At 62.6% G+C, this 16,803-nt stretch carries 19 protein-coding genes; 10 read left to right on the forward strand and 9 right to left on the reverse strand.

The features are described from left to right. Positions 1 to 325: 325 nt before the first annotated feature. Both NKJ40_RS18455 and NKJ40_RS18460 read right to left on the reverse strand, forming a co-directional pair. A complete protein-coding gene (locus NKJ40_RS18455; protein WP_352467249.1) occupies positions 326 to 952 on the reverse strand; it encodes a glutathione S-transferase family protein in 627 nt (208 codons plus the stop codon). An 11-nt stretch (positions 953 to 963) separates the two neighbouring features. After that, positions 964 to 2,175: an NADP-dependent isocitrate dehydrogenase gene (locus NKJ40_RS18460; RefSeq protein ID WP_352467250.1), complete on the reverse strand. Its 1,212-nt coding sequence runs from the start codon at positions 2,173 to 2,175 to the stop codon at positions 964 to 966. 206 nt (positions 2,176 to 2,381) lie between these two features. Between NKJ40_RS18460 and NKJ40_RS18465 the strand changes: the two genes are divergently transcribed. The 4 genes from NKJ40_RS18465 (at position 2,382) to NKJ40_RS18480 (ending at position 5,220) form a co-directional block, all read left to right on the forward strand. Beyond that, entirely contained in the window at positions 2,382 to 3,248 is an 867-nt protein-coding gene (locus NKJ40_RS18465) for an RNA methyltransferase (RefSeq protein ID WP_352467251.1), read from the forward strand. Between the two features lie 52 nt (positions 3,249 to 3,300). Continuing rightward, a complete protein-coding gene (locus NKJ40_RS18470) occupies positions 3,301 to 3,972 on the forward strand; it encodes a hypothetical protein (RefSeq protein WP_352467252.1) in 672 nt (223 codons plus the stop codon). A gap of 173 nt (positions 3,973 to 4,145) precedes the next feature. Continuing rightward, on the forward strand, positions 4,146 to 4,955 hold the full coding sequence (murI, locus tag NKJ40_RS18475; protein ID WP_352467253.1) for a glutamate racemase: 810 nt from the start codon (positions 4,146 to 4,148) through the stop codon (positions 4,953 to 4,955). Positions 4,956 to 5,031: 76 nt separating this feature from the next. Continuing rightward, the gene (locus tag NKJ40_RS18480; protein ID WP_023674705.1) at positions 5,032 to 5,220 is read left to right on the forward strand and encodes a DUF3008 family protein; all 189 of its coding nucleotides are present in this window, start codon (positions 5,032 to 5,034) and stop codon (positions 5,218 to 5,220) included. 91 nt (positions 5,221 to 5,311) lie between these two features. On the opposite strand, the gene NKJ40_RS18485 is transcribed toward NKJ40_RS18480, so the two are convergent. Then, a complete protein-coding gene (locus tag NKJ40_RS18485) occupies positions 5,312 to 5,524 on the reverse strand; it encodes a hypothetical protein (RefSeq protein WP_023674706.1) in 213 nt (70 codons plus the stop codon). Positions 5,525 to 5,905: 381 nt separating this feature from the next. Here NKJ40_RS18485 and rpsD point away from each other — a divergent pair, with 381 nt between their 5' ends. The 4 genes from rpsD (at position 5,906) to NKJ40_RS18505 (ending at position 8,845) form a co-directional block, all read left to right on the forward strand. Next, the gene (gene rpsD, locus NKJ40_RS18490) at positions 5,906 to 6,523 is read left to right on the forward strand and encodes a 30S ribosomal protein S4 (protein ID WP_352467254.1); all 618 of its coding nucleotides are present in this window, start codon (positions 5,906 to 5,908) and stop codon (positions 6,521 to 6,523) included. Positions 6,524 to 6,677: 154 nt separating this feature from the next. Next, on the forward strand, positions 6,678 to 7,571 hold the full coding sequence (gene ttcA, locus NKJ40_RS18495; protein WP_352467255.1) for a tRNA 2-thiocytidine(32) synthetase TtcA: 894 nt from the start codon (positions 6,678 to 6,680) through the stop codon (positions 7,569 to 7,571). Further along, positions 7,561 to 8,388 (forward strand): inositol monophosphatase family protein, encoded by an 828-nt coding sequence (locus NKJ40_RS18500; protein WP_352467256.1) that lies wholly within the window; start codon positions 7,561 to 7,563, stop codon positions 8,386 to 8,388. The genes ttcA and NKJ40_RS18500 overlap by 11 nt, the downstream gene beginning before the upstream one ends. Positions 8,389 to 8,437: 49 nt before the next feature. Then, positions 8,438 to 8,845: a UCP034077 family protein gene (locus NKJ40_RS18505; RefSeq protein ID WP_352467257.1), complete on the forward strand. Its 408-nt coding sequence runs from the start codon at positions 8,438 to 8,440 to the stop codon at positions 8,843 to 8,845. A 19-nt stretch (positions 8,846 to 8,864) separates the two neighbouring features. On the opposite strand, the gene NKJ40_RS18510 is transcribed toward NKJ40_RS18505, so the two are convergent. Continuing rightward, positions 8,865 to 10,064 carry a multidrug effflux MFS transporter gene (locus NKJ40_RS18510; RefSeq protein ID WP_352467346.1) on the reverse strand — a complete coding sequence of 400 codons (1,200 nt, stop codon included), beginning with the start codon at positions 10,062 to 10,064 and terminating at the stop codon, positions 8,865 to 8,867. 206 nt (positions 10,065 to 10,270) lie between these two features. Next, the gene (grxD, locus tag NKJ40_RS18515) at positions 10,271 to 10,606 is read right to left on the reverse strand and encodes a Grx4 family monothiol glutaredoxin (protein WP_352467258.1); all 336 of its coding nucleotides are present in this window, start codon (positions 10,604 to 10,606) and stop codon (positions 10,271 to 10,273) included. A gap of 162 nt (positions 10,607 to 10,768) precedes the next feature. On the opposite strand from grxD, the gene NKJ40_RS18520 reads away from it, so the two are divergent. Further along, a complete protein-coding gene (locus NKJ40_RS18520) occupies positions 10,769 to 11,563 on the forward strand; it encodes a phosphodiester glycosidase family protein (protein ID WP_352467259.1) in 795 nt (264 codons plus the stop codon). A 7-nt stretch (positions 11,564 to 11,570) separates the two neighbouring features. Here the strand turns inward: NKJ40_RS18520 and NKJ40_RS18525 are convergent, their stop codons facing one another. The 4 genes from NKJ40_RS18525 to NKJ40_RS18540 form a co-directional block, all read right to left on the reverse strand. After that, positions 11,571 to 12,305, reverse strand: coding sequence for a class I SAM-dependent methyltransferase (locus NKJ40_RS18525; RefSeq protein ID WP_352467260.1), 735 nt, complete (start codon positions 12,303 to 12,305; stop codon positions 11,571 to 11,573). A 20-nt stretch (positions 12,306 to 12,325) separates the two neighbouring features. Next, on the reverse strand, positions 12,326 to 12,559 hold the full coding sequence (locus tag NKJ40_RS18530) for a BolA/IbaG family iron-sulfur metabolism protein (protein ID WP_023674714.1): 234 nt from the start codon (positions 12,557 to 12,559) through the stop codon (positions 12,326 to 12,328). Between the two features lie 86 nt (positions 12,560 to 12,645). Next, positions 12,646 to 14,883 (reverse strand): phosphoribosylformylglycinamidine synthase subunit PurL, encoded by a 2,238-nt coding sequence (gene purL, locus NKJ40_RS18535; RefSeq protein ID WP_352467347.1) that lies wholly within the window; start codon positions 14,881 to 14,883, stop codon positions 12,646 to 12,648. A gap of 150 nt (positions 14,884 to 15,033) precedes the next feature. Continuing rightward, positions 15,034 to 16,446 (reverse strand): aminotransferase-like domain-containing protein, encoded by a 1,413-nt coding sequence (locus NKJ40_RS18540; protein WP_352467261.1) that lies wholly within the window; start codon positions 16,444 to 16,446, stop codon positions 15,034 to 15,036. A 93-nt stretch (positions 16,447 to 16,539) separates the two neighbouring features. On the opposite strand from NKJ40_RS18540, the gene NKJ40_RS18545 reads away from it, so the two are divergent. Beyond that, entirely contained in the window at positions 16,540 to 16,785 is a 246-nt protein-coding gene (locus NKJ40_RS18545) for a DUF1127 domain-containing protein (RefSeq protein ID WP_352467262.1), read from the forward strand. The last annotated feature ends 18 nt before the right edge of the window (positions 16,786 to 16,803 follow it).

Here is a 16,803-nt window from a genome sequence, read left to right on the forward strand (position 1 = left end):
GTGGGGGAGAGGTGGGCCCGCCCCCGCCCGCGCGGGGGGGGGGGCCAACAAACCGAAAAGGAGCCGGAGTGGGGCCTTAGTAACTCCTTGGCGGGGGGGGGGGGCTTTGACCGCTCCCCGGGCGGGTGGGCCCCCCCCCCCCCCCCCCCCCCCCCCCCCCGCCCCTGCGCAAGCAGACGAAAAGGAAGCCTGTGGCGGACATATGCAAGACGTTCGAGGAGGGGTGCCGAATTCCCCTCTCCGTCTCGGCTTCGCCGAGCCACCTCTCCCCGCAAGCGGGGCGAGGAACCCAAGTCCTGCCAGATTGCCGCGCCTCGCGGCGGTTTCACCCCGCCTTTTCGGTCTTCGCAAAACTCGCACGTTGAGTGATGCGCGCATACCAATTCCGAATATCGGCAAACTCGGCCAGCAGTTTTCGCCCCTCGGAGACCTTGACGAAATAGCCGATGATCGGTGCGGCGTGCAGGTCGGCCAGCGTCAGGTGCGTCCCCAACAGCCAAGGCCCTTCGGCTTTCAGCGAAGAGAGCGCCTGCAGCGCCGTTCTCGCCTGCCTCAACCCGTTGGCGATCACGGCTTCGTCCGGCGGCGTTTTTTCCAGCCGCTCGACGGCGACATCCCAGACCATGGCCCTGTAGGCGTAGGCACCCAGCAGCCCGGTGATCTGGTTCATGCGCGCCCGAGGCCGGGCTTCGACCGGCTGCAGCGCCGGGCCGTCAAAGGCTTCGTCGACATAACGGGCAATCGCGCCGGTCTCGTAGAGGCGAAAGCCGTCATGCTCGAAGGCCGGGATGCGGCCGAACGGCTGGTGCTCGAAGTACCAGCCGGGAATGCCGTCCGCCGCAAAGATGTCGACGGGAACGAGCTCGTAGCCGACGCCCTTTTCCTCCAACACCAGCCGGACGATGCGCACATAGACGCTGTAATCCGCGCCGTAGACGACGGGCTTGCCCATGTGGGTTGGGCTCAGGCCATCGCTTTCTGCAAATTCTCGTCGATCTTGTCGAGGAAGCCGGTGGTCGAAAGCCAGGGCTGGTCGGGGCCGATCAGCAGCGACAGGTCCTTGGTCATGAAGCCGGACTCGACCGTCTGGATGCAGACCTTTTCCAGGGTTTCGGCAAAGCGCTTCAGTTCGGCGTTGTCGTCGAGCTTGGCGCGGTGCGCGAGGCCGCGCGTCCAGGCAAAGATCGAGGCGATCGAATTGGTCGAGGTCTCCTCGCCCTTCTGGTGCTGGCGATAGTGGCGGGTGACGGTGCCGTGCGCGGCTTCCGCCTCGACGGTCTTGCCGTCCGGCGTCATCAGCACCGAGGTCATCAGGCCGAGCGAGCCGAAGCCTTGCGCCACCGTGTCGGACTGCACGTCGCCGTCATAATTCTTGCAGGCCCAGACATATCCACCCGACCATTTCAGGCTGGAGGCCACCATGTCGTCGATCAGCCGGTGCTCGTACCAGAGCTTCTTCGCTTTGAATTCTGCTTCGAATTCCGCCTCGTAGACCTCCTGGAAGATGTCCTTGAAGCGGCCGTCGTAGGCCTTGAGGATCGTGTTCTTGGTCGAGAGGTAGACGGGGTAATTACGCAGCAGGCCGTAGTTCAGCGAGGCGCGGGCAAATTCGCGGATCGACTCGTCGAGATTGTACATGGCCATGGCGACGCCGGCGCCGGGTGCGTCGAAAACGTCGTGCTCGATCACCTGGCCGTCCTCGCCGACGAACTTGATCGTCAGCTTGCCGTTGCCGGGAAAGCGGAAGTCGGTGGCGCGGTACTGGTCGCCGAAGGCGTGGCGGCCGACGATGATCGGCTTGGTCCAGCCGGGCACCAGCCGCGGCACGTTCTTCATGATGATCGGCTCGCGGAAGATGGTGCCGCCGAGGATGTTGCGGATGGTGCCGTTCGGCGACTTCCACATCTTCTTCAGCTTGAATTCCTCGACGCGCTGCTCGTCGGGCGTGATCGTCGCGCATTTCACGCCGACGCCGTATTTCTTGATGGCGTTGGCCGAATCGATGGTCACCTGGTCGTTGGTGGCGTCGCGGTGCTCGATGCCGAGGTCGTAATATTCGAGCTTGAGGTCGAGATAAGGGTGGATCAGCTTGTCCTTGATGAACTGCCAGATGATGCGGGTCATCTCGTCGCCGTCGAGTTCGACGACCGGGTTCGCCACCTTGATCTTCGCCATGGAAAGAATGCCTCGCTTTTGGGGAACGGAACGGCCTTGCCCGCACGGCTGCCGACCCTGGGATGCGGCCCGTATATCAAAGGCTTTTTGGCCGCGCAAACGGCGAACCGCTCCGCAGTGACGGCATTCCTTGCCAAAGCTTCATTTTCGCCGCCAAATGTGGCAGGGGACTGCGAAATGCCGCAAACAGCAGTTCACTGACAACCATGGCCGCTACCCAGGATCCCGACACCCCTCTTGCCTCCGGAACTCCAGCGTCCGGACCGGCGATCATCCTGGTCGAGCCGCAGCTCGGCGAGAATATCGGAATGGTCGCGCGCGCCATGGCCAATTTCGGCCTTGCCGAGCTGCGGCTCGTCAATCCGCGCGACGGCTGGCCGAGCGAGAAGGCGCGTGCCGCCGCAAGCCGCGCCGACCACGTCATCGATGCCGTCACGGTGTTCGATGACCTGGCCTCGGCAGTCGGCGATTTGAACTTCGTCTTCGCCACCACGGCGCGCGCGCGCGATAATTTCAAGCCGGTGCGCGGTCCGGTCGAGGCGGGCAGGGCGCTGCGGGCGCGGCAGCGGGCCGGCCAGCGCACCGGCATCCTGTTCGGCCGCGAGCGCTTCGGCCTCTATAATGACGAGGTCGGCCTCGCCGACGAGATCGTCACCTTCCCCGTCGATCCAGCCTTCTCCTCGCTCAACATCGCCCAGGCGGCCCTGCTAATGTCCTATGAATGGATGAAGTCCGGCCTGGAGGACGAGACCAGGACCAACTTCTCCGGCCCCGAAATGCCGCCGGCTGCCAAGGAAGAATTGCACGGCCTGTTTGCGTATCTGGAAGGCGCACTGGAGGCGCGCGGCTATTTCCGCCCGGCAGCGAAGAAGCCGAAGATGGTCGACAATTTGCGCGCAGTGCTGACCCGCCCCGGCTTTGCCGAGCCGGAGCTCAAGGTGCTGCGCGGTATAATATCATCGCTGGACAGGTTCTCGCCGGCCATGCCGCGCGGCGACGGATCGCCCGGCGACGATCCAAGGCGGCTTCCGGCAGCGGCGGCACGCGCCGGCAAGGCGAAAGACAAAGACTAGGCTTGCGAATGCAGCTGTCTTACCAGTAACCGAATTTTATTTGGTTTGATCCATGGTTTTCAAAACGATGGATCCTCGGATGTTTAGCTCGGATATCGGTCGTCTTCGCTTTTTCTTCTATTCCGTGGCTCTGCTGGTTACGGAAATCGTGACCTTTGTGCTGTGCGTCTTGTGGACCATCGGCATCGAGGGCTTGGCCAATTCGCAACCTGGTCCTTCCAGGGAAGGACTGGCCGCGGCCGTTCTCGTCGCCTCGCTGGTGATCGTTCTGTTCCGCGCGAATTTCGCCTGGCGTCGAAGCCGCGACGCGCAAGGGTCGGGTTGGATCCTTTGGTCGTATATCGTGTTCTCGATCCTGTTTGCGATTCTGCAGGCCGGCACTGTTCTTGTCGTAAAATTCGACGGCGAAGATTCGCATTCCGGCCTTAACCTGCTGGGACTCGCTCTTGTCGGGCTGTGGGCCGTCATCTTGGCGGCCAAGCCGGCGGGTGGCGGCTCTGCGGATATGGCGTCGTCCCTGAGCTTCGACGATTTCGACTCACCCGGGCCGCTGCGCGGCGGCAGGACGCCTCATTCAGAGTCGGCCGCCGGCGCGACGGCCCTGGCTCCAGCCTACGCCACGCGGGCCGCGCCGGTGCCGTCGAACCACCTTGCATCTCAACCTGCATCTCCGGCGAACGGCCGGCCGCGGGCCGGCGGCTTCGGCAAGCGGGGCCTTGTGTGACCGGCGCGCCGCATCAAGGCCATGATGGTTCCACATAGAAGCGGCCGGATAAAGCATCATTGGCCGAAGCAGAAAGCATGGGCCGGGCCTTTCCTCGTGATCTCGTTTGTGATTCCCAGCCCTTAGTGATTCCCAGTCCTTAGTGATTCCCAGCCCCTAGTGACTCAATGACAATGACCAATCCATCGAGCGCCCGTCCGATCCTGATGTTCGATTCCGGCATTGGCGGCCTCACCGTGCTGCGTGAGGCGCGCGTCCTGATGCCTGACCGCCGCTTCATCTATGTCGCCGACGACGCGGCGTTCCCCTTCGGCGCCTGGGAGGAGCCGGCGCTGAGAACACATATCCTGGAGTTGTTCGCCAGGCTGCTCGACCGGTTTTCGCCGGCCATTTCGGTCATCGCCTGCAACACCGCCTCGACGCTGGTCATCGACGCGTTGCGCGAGAGGTTTCCCGGCCACCCTTTCGTCGGCACCGTGCCGGCCATCAAGCCGGCGGCGGAACGCACGCGCTCAGGCCTGGTTTCGGTGCTGGCTACGCCCGGCACCGTCAAGCGCCAGTACACGCGCGATCTGATCAGCAAATGGGCGCAGAAATGCCATGTCCGCCTGGTCGGCAGCGACAGGCTGGCGGGATTGGCCGAAGCCTATATGCGCGATGGTTTTGTCGACGAGGAGGCCGTGCGCGCCGAGATCGCGCCGTGCTTCGTCGAGCATGACGGGCTACGCACCGACATCGTCGTGCTTGCCTGCACCCATTATCCTTTTTTGGCCAACCGCATGCGCAAGACAGCACCTTGGCCGGTCGACTGGCTCGACCCGGCCGAGGCGATCGCACGCCGGGCGCTTTCGCTGCTGGCGGACACCGAGACCGCCCGCGGCGAAGCCCTGCCGGAAGGCGCCGATCTTGCCGTCTTCACCTCGAACAGCGCCAATTTTCCCACGCGCCGGCTGATGCAGGGATTTGGCCTGGCGATATCCTGACCGCAGGCAATTGTCGCTTTGGGAACATCGCACCAGACAATGCGTTTTCCTCTCATTGGAAACGGGAGAAACCATCATGCCAGCCACCTCAAAAGCCCAGCAGAAAGCGGCCGGCGCGGCATTGTCAGCCAAGCGCGGCGAGACCAAGAAGGGCGCGCTCAAAGGCGCGTCGAAGGGAATGTATAAATCCATGAGCGAAAAACAGCTCGAGGAATTCGCCGAGACCAAGCGCAAGGGCCTGCCGGAAAAGAAGTCGAAACACTGATCGACTGACCATTCTGGCGGCGGATGCCGGTCAATAAAAGGCCCGCGGCTGAGCCGCGGGCCATGAAGTCTCAACGGGCGAGGCCGAAAAATTACCAGTTCCAGCCCCAACCGCAGCGCCGCACTTTGTAGCGGATGACCTTGCGATGACCGTGGCGCCACACCACCTTCTTCTTGACCACGATGCGGCAGACTTGGTGGTGCCTGTGCCCATGCCAATGCCGGGCCTGCGCCGGCTCGGGCGCGACCGCCATCGTGCCGGCCATCACCGCGGCTCCTACCAACGTAAGGAAGAACTTCTTCATGCGAATTCCAGCTCCTCTGACTTCAGTCCGTTCCTGATGCCGCTGGCGCAACCTCCCGCCACATCCGGCACGTTCTACAACCGTAACACTATCCGGTTCGGCGATTCGCGCCAGCCGGAAGCTTGACAGCGGTTAAATCTCCGTTTAACCAGCCCACCAACACCGGGCCGCAATGCCCGGTGGTTTTCTTTATGTGTGCAAGACGTTGGGGAAGCCGGGTTTTACTTTCCTTGTGTCTTGTTTGAAATGACGTGTCCCGTGGGTTTTCCGTCGCGTTGCGTGGAAAACCCTGTCAGGTCTCGAAAACGGAGGCCAGAGGAGGGCGCGTTTCCTTCACCCGGACCATGAGGTTCCGGGTGTGTTGTTTTGAAAGGGAATGCGATGAGCAAGCGCGAATCCGCGAAGTACAAGATCGACCGCCGTCTTGGCGAAAACATCTGGGGCCGCCCGAAATCCCCGGTCAACAAGCGTGAATACGGCCCCGGCCAGCATGGCCAGCGCCGCAAGGGCAAGCTTTCCGATTTCGGCCTACAGCTGCGCGCCAAGCAGAAGCTGAAGGGCCACTATGGCGACGTTTCGGAAAAGCAGTTCCGCAAGGTCTACGAAGAGGCGGACCGCCGCAAGGGCGACACCTCGGAGAACCTGATCGGCCTGCTCGAATCGCGTCTCGACGCGGTCGTCTATCGCGCCAAGTTCGTGCCGACAATCTTTGCGGCGCGCCAGTTCATCAATCATGGCCACGTCAACGTCAACGGCAAGCGCGTCAACATCGGCTCGTACCGCTGCAAGCCGGGCGACGTCATTGAAGTGCGCGAGAAGTCGAAGCAGCTGGTCATCGTGCTGGAATCGGTGGGCCTGGCCGAGCGCGACGTGCCCGATTACATCGAGGCCGACCACAACAAGATGACCGCGGCCTTCACGCGCATCCCCGGCCTGGCGGACGTTCCGTTTGCCGTGCAGATGGAACCGAACCTGGTCGTCGAATTCTATTCGCGCTGATCGGCGCGTTCGTCGCGATACAACCGAAGGCCGCCCGTCCAGGCGGCCTTTTCTTTTTTCGTTCCTTTTTCCGCGGCGTGATTCGGAAATCGATTTCGATTTTCGGTCCGATGCGCTACTGCGGGCGGCAACAGGACTTTAGGGCCGACGCGCCGTGAACATGCAGCCAGACGCCGAAACGCTTGAACCGGTCGCCAATGCCGAAGGCGGCTTTCACCCACTGTTTGCCGATGTGCCGTCCTCGGTCGAGTTCAACAAGCTGCGCAAGCGGCTGCTGCGGCTTGCCCGCCAGGCGATCGATGATTTCTCCATGGTGAGGCCCGGCGACCGCTGGCTGGTCGCTCTGTCGGGCGGCAAGGATTCCTACGGCCTGCTTGCCGTGCTGCTTGATCTCAAATGGCGCGGGCTGCTGCCGGTCGAGCTATTGGCCTGCAATCTCGACCAGGGCCAGCCAAACTTTCCCAAACACATATTGCCCGACTATCTCGACAGCCATGCCATTCCGCATCGCATCGAATATCAGGACACCTATTCGGTGGTCACCGACAAGCTGGCCGAGGGCAACACCTATTGCTCGCTGTGCTCGCGGCTGCGGCGCGGCCATCTCTATCGCATTGCCCGCGAGGAGGGCTGCTCGGCGCTGGTGCTCGGCCACCACCGCGAGGACATACTGGAAACCTTCTTCATGAACCTGTTCCATGGCGGGCGCCTCGCCGCCATGCCGCCGAAGCTGCTCAACGACGAGGGCGATGTCATGGTGCTGCGGCCGCTCGCCTATTGCGCGGAAGCCGATCTCGAGAAATTCGCCGGCGCCATGAAATTCCCGATCATTCCGTGCGATCTGTGCGGTAGCCAGGAAGGCCTGCAGCGCAACGTCATGAAGGCGATGCTCGACGACATCGAGAAACGCATGCCCGGCCGCAAGGATACGATGATCCGAGCCATGAGCAATGTGCGGCGCTCGCATCTGCTCGACAGGACGCTGTTCGATTTCGCCGCCCTCAACGATGCTCTTAACGCAAAGCAAGACGGTCCCCATGACATTTGACGACAGCGCGATCGACTGGCTTGCCGACCTTCTGTCGGACGCCGCCGTCGCCGAGATCATGCCGCGCTTTCGCCGGTTGAGCGAGGGCGACGTCCGCCGCAAGACCTCGGCCGCCGATCTTGTGACCGAGGCCGACGTGAATGCCGAACGGCTCATCACCGCCAGGCTGCGCCAGCGTTATCCCCACGCAATGATCGTCGGTGAGGAGGCCTGCTCCGACGACCCGACGCTGCTCGACGGTCTTGGCGATGCCGAACTCGCCTTCGTCGTCGACCCGGTCGACGGCACCTTCAACTTCGCCTCCGGCGTGCCGCTGTTCGGCGTCATGCTTGGTGTCGTGGTCAAGGGCGAGACGGTCGCCGGCATCATTCACGATCCCGTCGGCAAGGATTGGCTGATCGGCGTTAGTGGCGCCGGCAGCCATATCCGCCATGCCCATGGCAATCTGGAAAAGGTCCATGTCGCCAAACCAGCGCCGATGTCGGAAATGACCGGTGCGGTCTCATGGCACTATGTGCCCGAGCCGGACCGCTCACGTTTGGCGCGCAACCAGACCAAGTCGCTATCGCAGTTCAATTATCGCTGCGCCGCCCACGAATACCGCCTGCTGGCCAGCGGCCACGGCCATTTCGTCGTCTACAACAAGCTGATGCCCTGGGACCACCTGGCCGGCGTGCTGATCCATGCGGAGGCCGGCGGCCATGCCGCGCGCTTCGACGGCAGCGCCTATCTGCCATCGCATATCGGAGGTGGCCTGCTGGTCGCGCCGGACCGGGAAAGCTGGCGAGAGCTGCGCCGCGAGCTCTGGGCGGAATAACTCTTCGCTGCCAAAGTTGTCCAATCTTGTGCGAAACCGGAGACCTCGAATGAAACCTCGGTCCGCAATTGTTGCAACGGCCTTTGCCCTTGCCTTGGTTGCCGGTGTCAATGAAGCAAGATCTGGGGAACGCGCATGTCGCAGTCCCGACCCCGTCGACACCATAGACGAGATGTTCTCCGCGATCGTCGCCTGTTGGAAGCCGCCGCCCGGCACCGCGGGCATGACCCTGACGCTGCAGTTCTCAATTCGCCGAAACGGCACGCTTATTGGCAAGCCGCGCGCCACTTACTCCCATCTAGGGGACGATGGCTCGCTCAACCGGGCCTTCGTGGCTTCCGTCCTCGAGGCGCTCGACAAGGCTCTTCCATTGCCCGTTTCGGACAGCATGGGTGGAGCAATCGCAGGACGTACGCTGTTCCCTCGCTTCACCGCGGTCAGTGAGGGTGCATCCTAGGCGCGCCCGGCAATGTGCATTAAACCGGCGGGTTGTGCGGCTGGAACAGTCTGCCGCGCTCGGCCAGGAGGATCATCAGCAGCGCCGCCACCGACACGCTGCAGAACCCGGCGGCCAGCGGCGTCACCGTGCCGTTGAAGGCTTGGCCGATCAGCGTGCCGAGGATGCCGCCAAGAAATGTCTGCATGAACCCGAGGATCGACGAGGCAGTGCCGGCCAGGTGACCGAGCGGCTCCATGGCGAGCGCGTTGAAGTTCGCGCCGAGCGCGCCGAACGGGACCATGGCGCAGGCAAAGAAGGCAATGAAGAGCCAGAGCGGCATCTTCATTTCGATGGAAACGACCAGCCAGGCAAGGCTGATGGCCAGAAACAGCAGCAGCGCGCTTTGCGACAGACGGCGCATGCCGATGCGGCCGACGAGGCGCGCGTTGAGGTAGTTCGAAAAAGCAAGCACGCCGGCAACCCCCGCGAAGATGACCGGGAACATCTCGCCGACATCGAACACGCTGACATAGATCTGCTGGGCCGAGGCGATGAAGCCGAACATGGCGCCGAAGATGAAGGTGCTGGCGAAGGCGTAGCAGAGCGCGATGCGGTTGGTGAGAACGATGCGGAAGCCGCCGATGATGGAGGACAGCGTCAGCGGCCGGCGATATTCGGGGTGTAGCGTCTCGGGCAGGCGCAACAGCGACCAGGCGGACACGATCAGCGCGCCGGCAGCCATGGTGACGAAGATCACGTGCCAGGTCGCAAACAGCATGATGAACTGGCCGATACCGGGCGCCACCACCGGAATTGCCATGAACACCATGAAGATCAGGGACATGACTTCGGCCATGCGCCTTCCGTCGAACGTATCGCGCACGATCGAGACGGCAATGACGCGCGTCGCCGCCGCGCCGATGCCTTGCACGGCCCGGCATAGCAGAAGCGTGGCGAATGACGGGGCGATTGCCGCAGCGCCGGCCGCCACGACGTAGATCACCAGCCCTGCGACAAGAGGCGCGCGGCGCCCGAAGCGGTCCGAGATCGGCCCGAAGAACAGCTGTCCGCCGCCAAAGCCAAGGATATAGGCGGTGATCACATATTGCCGGTGGTTTTCATTTTCGACGCCGAGCGAGGCGCCGATCTGCTGCAGCGCCGGCAGCATGATATCGATGGCCAGCGAATTGAGCGCCATCAGCGCCGCGCACAGCGCAATGAATTCCCAGCGCGGAATAGGCAAAGTGCTTGCCTTTTGCTGCGCTTGTGCTTGCTGATCCACGGCCAGTCCGATCCTCAAACGAAAATGCGCCGGCTGGCCGACGCATCCATTCGTTCATTGCCCCGATAGCGGGCAGAACTTTTTGCCAAGGTGCCCCGGCGCTTAGGGTACGACCCCGAAAATCGCAGTCGATCTTCGGAGGGCCATACGCAAAACAGAAGTCAGGCGGCGCCTTTGACGCTGGCACCCTTTTCGACGAGGAAGGTCTGCAATTCGCCCGCCTGGAACATCTCGCGGATGATGTCGCAGCCGCCGACGAATTCGCCCTTGACGTAGAGCTGCGGGATGGTCGGCCAGTTGGAATAGTCCTTGATGCCTTGCCGTAGCTCGGCCGACGTTAGCACGTCGACACCCTTATAATCGGCGCCGATGTAGTCGAGGATCTGCACGACCTGACCGGAAAATCCGCATTGCGGGAAGCCGGGCGTGCCCTTCATGAAGAGAACGACGTCGTTGCCCTTCACTTCATTGTCAATGTAGTCGTTGATGCCGCTCATGGAATACCCTTTCATGCCTGTGGGAGTCAGGCTCGAACATTACCCTTCAAATAAACCCATGGGTTGCGCGAAACAAGATGTTTGCCGCCTTGCCATGCAAATGGCGCAAAGGAACGTCTGATCTTGGGCCAAGCCGTTGGCCACCATCTTTCCCGAGGCGTGATGAAAAGACGATATCTCGCCGGGTTCCTCCTCGCCGTTCTGCTCGCCGCACTGGCCTTGATTTGGTGGGCCAGGTCGCCGAGACGCCCACCGCTCGCCGTTAGCGGTGAATTGCCGGCGCCGTGCCGCGATGCAAGCTTCGAGGCGGTTGCCTATGTGGTCTGCGAAATCGATCTGCGCCGCTATGACGTCGGTGTGTTCCACACAGGCCTCGACGGCAAGGCTTTCGGTTCACTGGACAAATTCGACAAGGCGATGGCGGATCAGGGCCGGACGGTGCTGCTCGCCATGAACGGCGGCATGTATCACCAAGACCTGACCCCAGTCGGCCTTCTCGTCGAAGACGGCCAGGAGAAGGCGCCGATCAACGTCGCCGACAGCGAAGGCAATTTCTTCCTGAAACCGAACGGCGTGTTCCTGGTCCGCAAGGACGGCACGGCGGCGGTCATGGAGACAAGCGCCTATGCCGCCGCCAGGCCGGACGTGATGTTCGCCACGCAATCCGGCCCGATGCTGGTGATCGATGGCCGGCTTCATCCCCGCTTCGAGCAGAACGGCACATCGCGCTATATCCGCAACGGCGTCGGCGTGCGTGACGAAAACACCGTCGTGCTGGCGATCTCGCGCTCTGAAGTCAGCCTCGGCAGCTTCGCACGGCTGTTTCGCGATGGGCTCGACTGCGCCAACGCGCTTTTCTTCGACGGCGTCGTTTCGGCGCTGTCGAACGGCGAGCGGATGATTGTTGGTGGAAACTATCCGGCCGGGCCGATCATTGCCGTTTCGGCGAAAAGGTGAGGGAGGGTTATTTGTGCGCACGCACGCATATGAATGCAGGCGCCAAACTCAGTTCGGCAAAATGCCTGGGGTCGACCATTTCCATCTCAGGCGCGGGAAGTGGCTCGACGAAGCGGTCGAGCGTCCAGCCCGTATCGGCAAGTCCATTGAGGATATCGCCGAGCGGTCTGCGATAGGATTCAACATAGGGATTGGGTTCGCCAAAACCTCCCCAATGCATACCCCAGCGATTCGTTTCAAAATAGGTTTTCGTCCCGCGCGTGCGCGTGTCCTGCCAGTCGCGCATTGGATGGCCCATAGAGAACACCAGCCAGCCGCCCGGGCAGGAGACGCGATGAAACTCAGCGAATACCGGCCCCAGTTTTTCGACATAATCGAGCGCCAGCGAGCAAAGTATGCGATCGAAACTGCCATCCGCGAGCCAGTCGAGAGCCCTTTCGAGATTGCCAAGCCGCATATCGACATTGAGCCCAGCGCAGCGCTGACGTGCTAAAGCCAGCATTTCCGGCGTAATGTCGAAGGCACTTACCCGCGCACCTGAGCGAGCCAGCTTTTCCGAGCAGATACCGGAGCCGCAACCGGCGTCCAGTATGGTCAGACCCTTCACGTCGCCCAGCAACTCCAGCGAGGCCGGCCGTTCATAGAGGGCGTTGTGCGGCTTGATCGGCGCCAGCGCATCATAGCGCTCGGCAAAGGAAGCATAGGCACTGACTGCAACCGGATCGCTGTCGCCTTTGGCCATGACTTCCCGCTTGCGTAGAATTAGTCCGGCACGCTGGTCTGTAGGGCAAGCGCGTGCAGCACGCCGCCCATGTTGCCCTTCAGCGCGTCATAGACCATCTGGTGCTGCTGGACGCGGCTTTTGCCGCGAAAGCTCTCGGCCACAACCTCGGCCGCATAGTGGTCGCCGTCGCCGGCCAGGTCGCGAATCGTCACCTTGGCGTCCGGAATGCCTTCCTTGATCAGCCGTTCGATGTCGTGGGCGTCCATTGCCATTCGAGGATTCCTTGTTCAGGTCGTGATCTCATAGATATGGTCGAAATGGCGTATGAACCACACCGAAAGGGCGCCACTCGATCACATCACGGATCCACGACCTCATTTGCCATGAAGCGAGGGAACCAGGATTCGTGGGCGGCGGTCAATTCGCTGACCGCTATCGCACGTGCCTCGCCCAGCTTCAATTCGCTGCCGCCGGTCGAGCCGATCCATGGTGCGAAGATGCCGAGCTTGCTTTGCTGTTCGCGAATGGCGCCCCATTCCTCGCTCTGCGGATCGATCGACAGCGTCAGCAGATAGCGGCCCTGATCCTCGCCGAACCAGACCGAGATCGGATCTGTACCGATCAGGCCGGGGATGGTCGCACCGATGCCTGAGGCCATCGCCATCTCGGCCAGCGCCACCGCGATGCCGCCATCGGAAACGTCATGCGCCGCGGTAACGACACCGGAGCCGATCAGCGCCCGCACATGGTCACCGACCCGCTTCTCGTGGTCGAGATCGACCGGCGGCGGCGGGCCGTCGGCGCGGCCATGGATGTCGCGCATATAGGCGGACTGGCCGAGATGCGTGCCCCACATCGTCGGCGCGCCGACCAGCACGATCATCTGGCCTTCGGCGGCAAAGCCGATGCGCACCATTTTCGACCAGTCGGCAATCAGCCCGACGCCGCCGATGGTTGGTGTCGGCAGGATGCCCTGTCCGTTGGTCTCATTGTAGAGGGAGACGTTGCCGGAGACGATCGGGAAGCCGAGCGCCCTGCAAGCATCGCCGATGCCTTTCACGGCACCAACCAGTTGGCCCATGATCTCCGGCCGCTCCGGATTGCCGAAATTGAGGTTGTCGGTGGCAGCGAGCGGCAGAGCGCCAGTGGCTGTCAGATTGCGCCAGCATTCGGCCACCGCCTGCTTGCCGCCCTCGTAAGGGTCGGCCTCGCAATAGCGCGGTGTCACGTCGGAGGAGAAGGCGAGCGCCTTGGTCGGATGACCGTCGACGCGCACCACGCCGGCATCGCCGCCGGGAAGCTGCAGGGAATTACCCTGGATCAGCGTGTCGTACTGCTCCCACACCCAGCGGCGCGAGGAAAGGTCCGGTCCGCCCAGCAGCTTGAGCAGTGCGTCGGCCACATCGGCTTGCGGTGCATCGCCAGCCAATGGCGCCGGCTTCTTCGGCTCGACCCAGGGACGGTCATATTCCGGCGCCTGGTCGCCGAGATCCTTGATCGGCAGGTTGGCGACCTCGTCGCCCTGGTGCAGCACGCGGAAGCGCAGATCGTCGGTGGTCTTGCCGACGATGGCAAAGTCGAGGCCCCATTTGTGGAAGATCGCCTCGGCCTGTTTTTCCTTTTCGGGGCGCAGCACCATCAGCATGCGCTCCTGGCTCTCCGAAAGCATCATCTCATAGGCGTTCATGCGCTCTTCACGCACCGGCACCTTGTCGAGGTCGAGCTCTATGCCGAGGTCGCCCTTGGCGCCCATTTCGACTGCCGAGCAGGTGAGGCCAGCGGCACCCATGTCCTGGATGGCGATAACGGCGCCGGACGCCATCAGTTCGAGGCAGGCTTCGAGCAGGCATTTTTCGGTGAACGGGTCGCCAACCTGCACGGTGGGCCGCTTCTCGTCGATCTTGTCATCGAACTCGGCCGAGGCCATGGTGGCGCCGCCGACGCCGTCGCGCCCGGTCTTGGCGCCGAGATAGACGACCGGCAGGCCGACGCCCTTGGCCTCGGACAGAAAGATTGCGTCCGTCTTCGCGAGGCCTGCGGCAAACGCATTGACCAGGATATTGCCGTTGTAGCGAGAGTCGAAATTGACCTCGCCGCCGACCGTCGGCACGCCGAAGGAATTGCCATAGCCACCGACGCCGGAAACGACGCCGGCAACGAGGTGCCTGGTTTTGGGATGGTCCGGCGCACCGAAGCGCAGCGCGTTCATCGCCGCGATCGGCCGCGCGCCCATGGTGAAGACATCGCGCAGGATGCCGCCGACGCCGGTCGCCGCTCCCTGATAAGGCTCGATGTAGGAGGGATGGTTATGGCTCTCCATCTTGAAGACGACGCAGTCGCCATCGCCGATGTCGACCACGCCGGCATTCTCGCCCGGGCCCTGGATCACCTGCGGCCCGGTGGTCGGCAGGGTGCGCAGCCACTTCTTCGAGGATTTGTAGGAACAATGCTCGTTCCACATCGCCGAAAAAATACCGAGTTCGGTAAAGCTCGGTTCGCGCCCGACCAGGTCGAGGATGCGCTGGTACTCGTCGGGCTTCAGCCCGTGCGCGGCAATGAGTTCCGGAGTGATCGGCACGGAATTGGAAATGGTCATGATCGGCAAATTGTGTCCTTGGGATCGAGTCCCGTCTTATCGCAAGCGTTGCAGCCGATACACCCCATCGGATGACTAAAAACGACGGAAAGCAACAGCTGACCGCAAGTAGCGAAAGATCGCCACTCGACCCGCCGGTTTCAAGCCGGTTCAGGAAAAGCTGTCGTAGCCGGCGCGGCCTTCGTCCAAGAGCCGCCGGATCACCGCCACGCCGTGCGCGATATCGTCCCGCTGTCGCGGCTGCGAGATGCCAAACCGCACGCCGTGAAAGGCCTGTTCGGAACGCCCCGCCTTGAACTCGTCCTCGTCGTCGATGAGCACGCCATGCTCGAGGCAGGCCTGTTTGAAAGTGCCGGAAAGCCATGGGTCGGGCAAAGTGAGCCAGACGAAGGGCACATTATCCAGCGCCTTGAAATCGAAGCCGTCGAGTGTCTCGCGCACGATCGCGATGCGCGCGCCGATCTCGGCAATGCTGCGCTTGCGCATCTCGGCGCCCTGACCGGACAGCACCAGCCGGCTGCCCACCTCCGCCAGCAGAAAGGGCAGGCCGCCCGTCATCATCTTATGGGCGACCCGGATGCGGTGACGATAGGCCGGCGGGCAAGCGAGCCAACCGCCGCGAACACCCGCCGCGACCGATTTCGACAGGCCGCCGGCAACGATAGTCCGTTCGGGAGCATATTCGGCCAATAAAGGCGTCGGGTCGTCGGTCAGGCCGCCATAGAGATCGTCCTCGACCAGGACGACGTTATATTGGCGGGCGACACGCGCGATTGCCTCGCGGCGCGATGCCGACAGCGTCGTCAGCGTCGGGTTCTTGGCCGTCGGCATCAAAAACATCATCTTCGGGTGCTTTTGCGCACAGACGCGCTCGAAATCCTGGGGATCGATGCCCTCGTCGTCAGCCGCCACCAGTGCGGTCCGGCGACCGATCAGGCCGGCGCTGCGGGAAATCTGCGAATAGGTGAGGTGCTCGAAGACGACATAGTCGCCGGGGGCGGTGAGCCCCGCAATTGTTGCCATCACTGCGGAGTGGGTGCCGAGCGTGGGGACAATGGCATCCGCCGCCGGGCGAAAGGAATTGCGCGACAGCCAGCGCCTGCCGGCTTCGAACCAGCGGTCCGGGAAATCACGCGTGTAGCTTGAAATCTCATGCGGATGGTCCTGCGCCGTGCGTGTCAACACGTCGGCGACGATGGCACCCTGGCCGACATCCGGTGCGGCGGTGCTATCGAAGCGCAGCTTGTCGCCGGGCGCATCCATATAGCGCGTGCCTTGTTCGACCGGCCCCAGGAACTCCGGCTTTGCGCTCTCCGACTGTTGAGCGAGAACATAGGTTCCGCGGCCGACCTCGCCGCTGACCAATCCCCGCTCACGCAGCAATTGATAGGCCCTGCCGACGGTGCCGACGGTCGTGCCGATGTCGTATGCCAGATCGCGCTGCGGCGGCAGCTTTGCCCCTGCACCGATCAGGCCGCGGTCGATGTCCGTCTCGATGGAATCGGCAAGCCGCTGATAGAGCGGGCCGGTACCGGCGGTAAGATCTGGAAGCCAAGTTGTCATGGTGACAATTTTGTACATTGCACCGAGTTGGGAGTCAAAACATATGAAGCGGGCCGTACAAAACGGCACAATTGCAATCTTGGCAGAAAGAAAATGGGTACAATAGAGACAATCCGCTACGCGGCAGTTGAATTGACCGGAAGCCGCTCGTCGGGCCGGAGATCCTATGTTCGCCGGCTCGTGCAAGTGGTCACGTCATTCGTCCGATGGATCGACAGCCTGCTGGATCGCCGGCGCAGTCGGCTAGTCCTGCTCGAGATGACCGACGCCCAGCTCAAGGATATCGGCATTTCGCGCTGCGATGCCCATCGTGAGGGTCTGAGGCCGTTCTGGGACTGAGGACATCGACGGGGCGCT

The sequence above is a fragment of the Mesorhizobium sp. M0119 genome, assembly GCF_040322615.1.
In the GTDB taxonomy this organism is placed as follows: Bacteria; Pseudomonadota; Alphaproteobacteria; order Rhizobiales; family Rhizobiaceae; genus Mesorhizobium.

Coding starts and splice junctions, on each gene's coding strand:
- grxD (WP_352467258.1), bottom strand. CDS start 10,606: ATGAGCGGCATCAACGACTACATTGACAATGAAGTGAAGGGCAACGAC.
- NKJ40_RS18520 (WP_352467259.1), top strand. CDS start 10,769: ATGAAAAGACGATATCTCGCCGGGTTCCTCCTCGCCGTTCTGCTCGCC.
- NKJ40_RS18465 (WP_352467251.1), top strand. CDS start 2,382: ATGGCCGCTACCCAGGATCCCGACACCCCTCTTGCCTCCGGAACTCCA.
- rpsD (WP_352467254.1), top strand. CDS start 5,906: ATGAGCAAGCGCGAATCCGCGAAGTACAAGATCGACCGCCGTCTTGGC.
- NKJ40_RS18485 (WP_023674706.1), bottom strand. CDS start 5,524: ATGAAGAAGTTCTTCCTTACGTTGGTAGGAGCCGCGGTGATGGCCGGC.
- NKJ40_RS18500 (WP_352467256.1), top strand. CDS start 7,561: ATGACATTTGACGACAGCGCGATCGACTGGCTTGCCGACCTTCTGTCG.
- murI (WP_352467253.1), top strand. CDS start 4,146: ATGACCAATCCATCGAGCGCCCGTCCGATCCTGATGTTCGATTCCGGC.
- NKJ40_RS18460 (WP_352467250.1), bottom strand. CDS start 2,175: ATGGCGAAGATCAAGGTGGCGAACCCGGTCGTCGAACTCGACGGCGAC.
- NKJ40_RS18545 (WP_352467262.1), top strand. CDS start 16,540: ATGGGTACAATAGAGACAATCCGCTACGCGGCAGTTGAATTGACCGGA.
- NKJ40_RS18530 (WP_023674714.1), bottom strand. CDS start 12,559: ATGGCAATGGACGCCCACGACATCGAACGGCTGATCAAGGAAGGCATT.
- NKJ40_RS18525 (WP_352467260.1), bottom strand. CDS start 12,305: ATGGCCAAAGGCGACAGCGATCCGGTTGCAGTCAGTGCCTATGCTTCC.
- purL (WP_352467347.1), bottom strand. CDS start 14,883: ATGACCATTTCCAATTCCGTGCCGATCACTCCGGAACTCATTGCCGCG.
- NKJ40_RS18480 (WP_023674705.1), top strand. CDS start 5,032: ATGCCAGCCACCTCAAAAGCCCAGCAGAAAGCGGCCGGCGCGGCATTG.
- NKJ40_RS18505 (WP_352467257.1), top strand. CDS start 8,438: ATGAAACCTCGGTCCGCAATTGTTGCAACGGCCTTTGCCCTTGCCTTG.
- NKJ40_RS18540 (WP_352467261.1), bottom strand. CDS start 16,446: ATGACAACTTGGCTTCCAGATCTTACCGCCGGTACCGGCCCGCTCTAT.
- NKJ40_RS18470 (WP_352467252.1), top strand. CDS start 3,301: ATGGTTTTCAAAACGATGGATCCTCGGATGTTTAGCTCGGATATCGGT.
- NKJ40_RS18455 (WP_352467249.1), bottom strand. CDS start 952: ATGGGCAAGCCCGTCGTCTACGGCGCGGATTACAGCGTCTATGTGCGC.